The 6,288-nt window shown below is 70.1% G+C and carries 8 protein-coding genes and 1 pseudogene; 6 read left to right on the top strand and 3 right to left on the bottom strand.

What is annotated here, in order from left to right; translation table 11 throughout:
- The 3 genes from AC1D01_RS16715 to metF form a co-directional block, all read left to right on the top strand.
- The coding region (locus tag AC1D01_RS16715; protein WP_477868153.1) for an adenosylhomocysteinase at nucleotides 1-442 on the top strand (442 nt) is incomplete at its 5' end.
- Between the two features lie 8 nt (nucleotides 443-450).
- Nucleotides 451-1,218 carry a TlyA family RNA methyltransferase gene (locus AC1D01_RS16710; RefSeq protein ID WP_477868151.1) on the top strand — a complete coding sequence of 256 codons (768 nt, stop codon included), beginning with the start codon at nucleotides 451-453 and terminating at the stop codon, nucleotides 1,216-1,218.
- Nucleotides 1,215-2,048, top strand: coding sequence for a methylenetetrahydrofolate reductase [NAD(P)H] (gene metF / locus AC1D01_RS16705; RefSeq protein WP_477868149.1), 834 nt, complete (start codon nucleotides 1,215-1,217; stop codon nucleotides 2,046-2,048). The genes AC1D01_RS16710 and metF overlap by 4 nt, the downstream gene beginning before the upstream one ends.
- On the opposite strand, the gene AC1D01_RS16700 is transcribed toward metF, so the two are convergent.
- On the bottom strand, nucleotides 2,049-2,633 hold the full coding sequence (locus tag AC1D01_RS16700; protein ID WP_477868147.1) for a 5-formyltetrahydrofolate cyclo-ligase: 585 nt from the start codon (nucleotides 2,631-2,633) through the stop codon (nucleotides 2,049-2,051).
- A 39-nt stretch (nucleotides 2,634-2,672) separates the two neighbouring features.
- On the opposite strand from AC1D01_RS16700, the gene AC1D01_RS16695 reads away from it, so the two are divergent.
- On the top strand, nucleotides 2,673-3,098 hold the full coding sequence (locus tag AC1D01_RS16695; RefSeq protein ID WP_477868145.1) for a TfoX/Sxy family protein: 426 nt from the start codon (nucleotides 2,673-2,675) through the stop codon (nucleotides 3,096-3,098).
- Here the strand turns inward: AC1D01_RS16695 and AC1D01_RS16690 are convergent.
- Nucleotides 3,037-3,408 (bottom strand): DUF2917 domain-containing protein, encoded by a 372-nt coding sequence (locus AC1D01_RS16690; protein ID WP_477868143.1) that lies wholly within the window; start codon nucleotides 3,406-3,408, stop codon nucleotides 3,037-3,039. The two genes, AC1D01_RS16695 and AC1D01_RS16690, sit on opposite strands and share 62 nt — an antisense overlap.
- 92 nt (nucleotides 3,409-3,500) lie before the next feature.
- On the opposite strand from AC1D01_RS16690, the gene AC1D01_RS16685 reads away from it, so the two are divergent.
- Complete coding sequence (locus AC1D01_RS16685) at nucleotides 3,501-4,550, top strand: LysR family transcriptional regulator (RefSeq protein ID WP_477868141.1); 1,050 nt, start codon at nucleotides 3,501-3,503, stop codon at nucleotides 4,548-4,550.
- On the opposite strand, the gene AC1D01_RS16680 is transcribed toward AC1D01_RS16685, so the two are convergent.
- Nucleotides 4,516-5,100 (bottom strand): 5-formyltetrahydrofolate cyclo-ligase, encoded by a 585-nt coding sequence (locus AC1D01_RS16680; protein ID WP_477868139.1) that lies wholly within the window; start codon nucleotides 5,098-5,100, stop codon nucleotides 4,516-4,518. The genes AC1D01_RS16685 and AC1D01_RS16680 overlap by 35 nt on opposite strands.
- Here AC1D01_RS16680 and AC1D01_RS16675 point away from each other — a divergent pair.
- Nucleotides 5,099-6,288: pseudogene (locus AC1D01_RS16675) on the top strand (lytic transglycosylase domain-containing protein); the annotation flags it as partial. The gene AC1D01_RS16680 and the pseudogene AC1D01_RS16675 sit on opposite strands and share 2 nt — an antisense overlap.

Here is a 6,288-nt window from a genome sequence, read left to right as displayed (position 1 = left end):
GCACATGGCCGCGATGAAGGACCAGGCGATCGTCTGCAACATCGGCCACTTCGACAACGAGATCGACATCGCGGCGATCGAGAAGTACGAGTGGGAAGAGATCAAGCCGCAGGTCGACCACGTGATCTTCCCGGATGGAAAACGCATCATCCTGCTGGCCAAGGGCCGCCTCGTGAACCTCGGCTGCGGCACCGGCCACCCGAGCTTCGTGATGAGCTCGAGCTTCGCCAACCAGACGATCGCGCAGATCGAGCTGTTCACGCGGCCCGAGAAGTACGAAGTCGGCCAGGTCTACGTGCTGCCCAAGCACCTCGACGAGAAGGTCGCCCGCCTGCACCTGAAGAAGGTCGGCGCGATGCTGACCGAGCTGACGGACGAGCAGGCCGCGTACATCGGCGTGCCCAAGCAAGGCCCGTACAAGCCCGACACCTACCGCTACTGATCCGACCCATGCGCATCGACCAGCTGCTCGTCTCCGCGGGGCTGGCGCCCACCCGATCGGCCGCCCAACGGCTGATCGAGCGAGGCGCCGTCCGCTGGCTCGGCCCCAAGGGCTGGGCTGTTCCCAAGAAGGCCGGCGAGGACGTGCCGGAAGGCTGCGAGCTCGAGATCACCGACGACGCGGAGCTGCGCTTCGTGTCGCGTGGCGGGCTCAAGCTGGAAGGTGCGCTCAAGCATTGCAAGATCGACGTGACCGGCCTCGATTGCCTGGATGCGGGCCAGAGCACCGGTGGCTTCACCGATGCCCTGCTGCAGGCCGGTGCAGCCCGCGTGGCCGGCATCGACGTCGGCCACGGGCAGTTGCACCCGAAGCTGCAGGCCGATGCGCGGGTGCAGTGCTTCGAAGGCGTCAATGCGCGCGACGTGACCGGCTCGGCCTTCGAGGCCGCGTCGACGCCGCACGGCTTCGGCTTCGTCACCGGTGACCTGTCGTTCATCACGTCGACGCACGTGCTGCCCACGCTGGCGCACTACCTGGCGCCCACGGGGCACCTGCTGCTGCTGATCAAGCCGCAGTTCGAGCTGCAGCCGGCGCAGATCGGCAAGGGTGGCATCGTCAAGGACGAACGGCATTTCGCCGAGGTCGAGACGCGCATCCGCAAGGCCTGCAGGGAGCAGTTCCTCCAGGTGCGCGCCTATTTCCAGAGCCCGATCAAGGGCAGCAACGGCAACACCGAGTTCTTCGTGTGGGCCGTGCCGTCCGAGGATGTTGCATGAACCGAGTTCCCGTCAGTCTGGAGTTCTTTCCGCCGAAGACGCCCGAGGGCGTCACCAAGCTCGCGGCCGTGCGCCAGCAGCTGTATGCGTTGAAGCCGAGCTTCTGCTCCGTCACGTATGGCGCCGGCGGCTCGACGCAGGACGGCACGCTGGCGGCCGTGCAGGCGATCCTGGCCGAGGGCGTCGAGGCGGCCTCGCACTTCACCTGCGTCGGCGCCGACCGCGCGTCGGTGCAGGCCAAGCTGGCGCAGTTCCAGGCCGCGGGCATCCGCCGGCTGGTGGCGCTGCGCGGCGACCTGCCGAGCGGCTACGGCGGCTTCGGCGAGTTCCGCTACGCGAGCGAGCTGATCGCGTTCATCCGCGAGGCGACCGGCCGCCAGTTCCACATCGAGGTGGCGGCGTATCCCGAGATGCATCCGCAGGCGAGGTCGCCGCAGGCCGACCTGCAGGCCTACGTCGAGAAGGTGAAGGCGGGCGCCGATGCGGCGATCACGCAGTTCTTCTTCAACGCCGATGCCTACGAGCGCTTCGTCGACGATGCGCGCAAGCTGGGGGCCGACATCCCGGTGGTGCCGGGCATCATGCCGATCACCAACGCGAGCGGCATCATCCGCTTCGCCGATTCGTCGGGGGCCGAGATCCCGCGCTGGATCCGGCTGCGGCTGCAGAGCTTCGGCGACGACACCGCGTCGATCAAGGCCTTCGGGCTGGATGTGGTGACCGAGCTGTGCGAGCGGCTGCTGAGCCTGGGCGCGCCGGGGCTGCACATCTACACGATGAACGCGGCGACGGCGCCCTTGGAGATCTGCCGGCGGCTCAACCTGGCCTGATCAGGCCTCGCGCTGCCACATCACGCCTTCTTCGGTGATGACGGCGTCGAGCGGGTGTTCGTCGGCCCGCGGACGCAGCATCGGCAGGAAGCCGTGCGCATAGCACAGCCCCACCGTGACCGGCCGCGGGTTCAGCGCGGCGATCGAGCGCTCGTAGAACCCGCCGCCATAGCCGAGCCGCGCGCCCTCGGTGCCATAGCCGACGCAGGGCAGCAGCAGCAACTGCGGCTGGAACTGCTCGGTGCCCTTGGGCTTGGGGATGTCATGCGCATCCAGCTCGGTCGGGCAGCCGGGGTACCACACGTGAAAACGCAGCGTGCCATCCTTGCGGTCCATCACCGGCAGGCCGATGCGGCGTGCCGGGTCGGCCTCGCTCCAGCGGAACAGCGCCGGCAGCGGATCGAACTCGCCCTTGATCGGCCAGTAGCCGCCGATCAGCGTCTCGCGCCGGCTCACCAGCCAGATGCGCAGCATGCTCTGCAGCTGCACCGCACGCTCCAGCCGGTCGGGCAGGGCCTGCCGGTCGGCGATCAGCTTCGTGCGCAGTACCCCGAGGGTGGTGGAGGACGTGTCGGAGGTGGCCATGGCGGGCATTGTGACGCAGGGCCCCGTACCATCGAGCCCATGGCCACGATCAGCTCGCCCAAGGATGAATTCGCCCGCTACTGCGTCGAGCTGCTCGGCTCGCTCGGCCCGACACGCTCGCGGCGCATGTTCGGTGGGCACGGCTTCTATGTCGACGACGTGTTCGTCGCGCTGATCTTCCAGGAGCGCCTGTACCTGAAGGCCGACGACGCGACCCGGGCGCGCTTCGAGCAGTCCGGCTGCCAGCCCTTCGTCTACGAGGGTGGCGATGGCAAGTCGGTGTCGATGAGCTACTACACCGCGCCCGACGAGGCGATGGAATCGCCCGCGCTGATGCGCCCGTGGGCGCGGCTCGCGATGGAGGCGGGCCTGCGCGCTGCCGCGGCCAAGGCCCGCAAGACCGTCAAGCCGCGTGCGGCAGCGGCGAAGAAGAAGACCCCAGCCGCGAAGCGAGCTGCTCGCTGAGCCGCTGCGCCAGCGACTTGCCGCGCCGGCAGGCTTCCGGCGGCACCAGCAGCTGGAACTGCGCGCTCGGCCAGGCCTCGAGCACCGCCTGGGCGCCGGACGGCAGCGCGATGCTGTCGCCGCTCTCCAGCCACACATCCTGGGCCGGTTCGTCGGCCGTGCCGGGCACCGTCAGCCACAGCCGGCCTTCGGTCACGCGCAGCCAGCRGGACCCCGGTCCGATCTCCAGCGGGCGCGCCTCGCCGGGTGCCACGGTCCAGCTCGCGGCTTGGGATTGTTGAAAATTGCTCATCATCATCGGGGTTGCCATGTCGCTCTCCTTGCAGGGCATGGAGTGAACTTTAGGGGGCTGCAGGCCGGTGGTCCAATGACTTGTGCGCCTCGCATTGATACCATTCACGCATGAATCAACCGCGTCATCGGCCGCTCTCGGTCGGCCCGATCCGGGCCTTCGAAGCGGTGGCCCGGCACCTCAGCTTCAGCGCCGCCGCCGAAGAACTGCACCTGACCCAGTCGGCCGTCAGCCGGCAGATCAAGGGCCTGGAGGACGAGCTCGGCGCGCCGCTCTTCAACCGCGGCACCCGCTCGGTCGAGCTGACCGGCGACGGCCAGGTGCTGCTGCGCGCGGTCGCGCCCTCGCTCGACCGGCTCGACACCGCGGTGCGCCAGATCCGCACCTCGCGCGGCCGGCGCCGCGTCACGGTCAACACCTTCGCGTCGTTCGTGTCGCTGTGGCTGCTGCCGCGGCTCGAGGCCTTCCAGCGCGCGAACCCCGACATCGACATCCGCGTCTCCGCCACCGACATGGTGGTCGACCTCGACGATCCCGAGATCGACATCGTGCTGCGCTATGGCGGCGACCACCTGGTGCCGGCCGGCACGCCGCGGCTGTTCGGCGAGACGCTGACGCCGGCCATCAGCCCGTGGCTGGCCGAGCAGATCGCGCGCGGCCAGGCGCCGCCGCTGTCGACGCCGGCCGACCTGGCCGGCCACACGCTGGCCGAGGAGGACGACAACCGCCCGACCGCCGAGTTCCTGAGCTGGCGGCGCTGGCTCACGCTGCATGGCCAGCCCGGGCTGCAGCCGCGCCGGTGGATGTACCTCAACTTCACCTACCAGCAGGTGCAGACGGCGCTGGCCGGGCAGGCGATCGCGCTGGCCCGCATGGCGCTGGTGGCCGACTCGCTCGAGCGCGGTGACCTGGTCGAGCCGTTCGGGCCGGCCGGGCGCATCGACGCGCCGCATGCCTACTGGATGGTGGTGTCGCCGCAGTCGGTGCTGCGGCCCGAGGTGCAGCGCTTTCGCGACTGGCTGATCGAGCAGGGCGAACGCACCCATGCGACGCTCACGAAGGCCACGCTCACCGCGCAGTCGGCCCGCAGCGTGCAGCACCTCGCGCCGGCGGCGCCCGAGCCGGTCAGCCCTGCGCCACCCCGTTCTCGGTCACGATGAGCGCGAGCGGCAGGTCGTGGGCCTGCGGCGCGAGTTCGGCCTCGCCGAGGCGGCCGGCCTCCCACGCGACGCCGACGGCCGTGACGTGCGGGTGCAGCGCGAGCCAGCGGTCGAAGAAGCCGCCGCCGTAGCCGAGCCGCCAGCCGCTGCCGGTGAAGCCGACGCAGGGCACCAGCACCACGTCGGGCACCACCGCGGCACCGTTCGCCGCCGGGATGTTGCACTCGTCCTTCAGCGCCGGCGGGCTGCCGTCCCACAAGCGGTAGTGCATCTGCGGCGGCACGCGCTGCACGAATGGCAATGCGCGCGGCAAGGCGGCATGCGATCCGTCGCCATCCCACAGGCTTGCTGCGTTAAATTCGGACCGCAGTGGCCAATAGACCCCGAGGCACTCGGGTTCGAGTTGATCGAGAACATGCCCGAGGTGATGCGCGAGCGATGCCGCCGCAGCGGGGCCGGCGGGCGACGAGACAAACGCGGTGCGCGCGGCCAGCAGGCGCTGACGCAGGGGATGGCGGACGTCGGGGTCTGATGGCAAGGTCGGCACCATGAAGGACAGCGTGAACCACAAAGACGGATCATATGGCGCGGGAATGACGAGGACGGCGGCGCGGTGGCTGCTGAAGGGCCTGGCGATCGCCGTGCTCGCCAATGCGATGCCTGCCTGCGCGCAGAGCGGCAACGACGCGGTGCTCGAAGCCCGCGAGGCGCTGCGCAAGAAAGACCGGGCCCGGCTCGCCGCGCTGCGCGACAGCACGATCGCCGAGCGCAACCCGCTCGCGATGTGGGTCGACTACTGGGAGATCGGCCAGCGGCTGCAGTTCGTGCAGGCCGACGAGATCGCGGCCTTCTACCAGCGCTGGCGCGGCACCTACGTCGAAGACCGGCTGCGCAACGACTGGCTGCTCGAGCTGGGACGCCGCCGCGATTTCAAGACGCTGGCCGCCGATTTCCCGAGTTTCCGCATGAACGACGACCGCGAGGTCTCGTGCTACGCGCTGCTGGCCGACCACCTCGACGGCAAGGACGTGCGCGTCGCCGCCCGAAGTGCCTGGTTCGCGCAGCGCGAGGCCGACGACGGCTGCGCGCTGCTGGCCGCGACGCTGTACGACGCGAAGCAGCTCACCGAAGCCGATGCCTGGCGCAAGGCGCGCCTCGCGATCGACGGCAACAAGCCGCGTGCGGCGCGCCAGGCGGCGCTGATGGTCAACACCCGGGCCGCCAGTGACGTCGACGACCTGGCCGACAACCCGGCGCGCTACCTGACCCGTGCGCTCGGCGGGCGTCAGGCGAACCAGCTGAACACGCTGGCGCTGATGCGCCTGGCCTCCAACGACCCCGAGCTCGCCGCCAACCTGCTGAACGGCAAATGGGAGGCCGCGCTGCCGCCCGAGCTCGCAGCCTGGGCCTGGGCGGCGGTCGGCAAGCAGGCGGCGCTGAAGCTGCTGCCCGAGGCGTCCGGCTACTTCACCCGGGCTGCGCTGCTGTCGTCGAAGGCCGCGATCTCGATCGACTGGGCCGACGAGACGCTCGCCTGGAAGGCACGTGCCGCGCTGCGCGCCGGCGAGAACGCGCCGCGCTGGCAGCAGGTGGTGCAGGCGATCGATGCGATGAACCCGATCGAGCAGCGCGACGCGACCTGGGTCTACTGGAAGGCCCGTGCGCTGCGCGCGCTGGCCACGGAGTCGGCCGAGGGCGACAGGCTGCGCGCGCAGGCGACTGCGATGCTCGAGAGCAC

The organism is Rhizobacter sp. P3_B12, from assembly GCF_056402895.1.
Note: the sequence above shows the minus strand (reverse complement) of the source record. Positions and strands in the feature narration are given on the sequence as shown.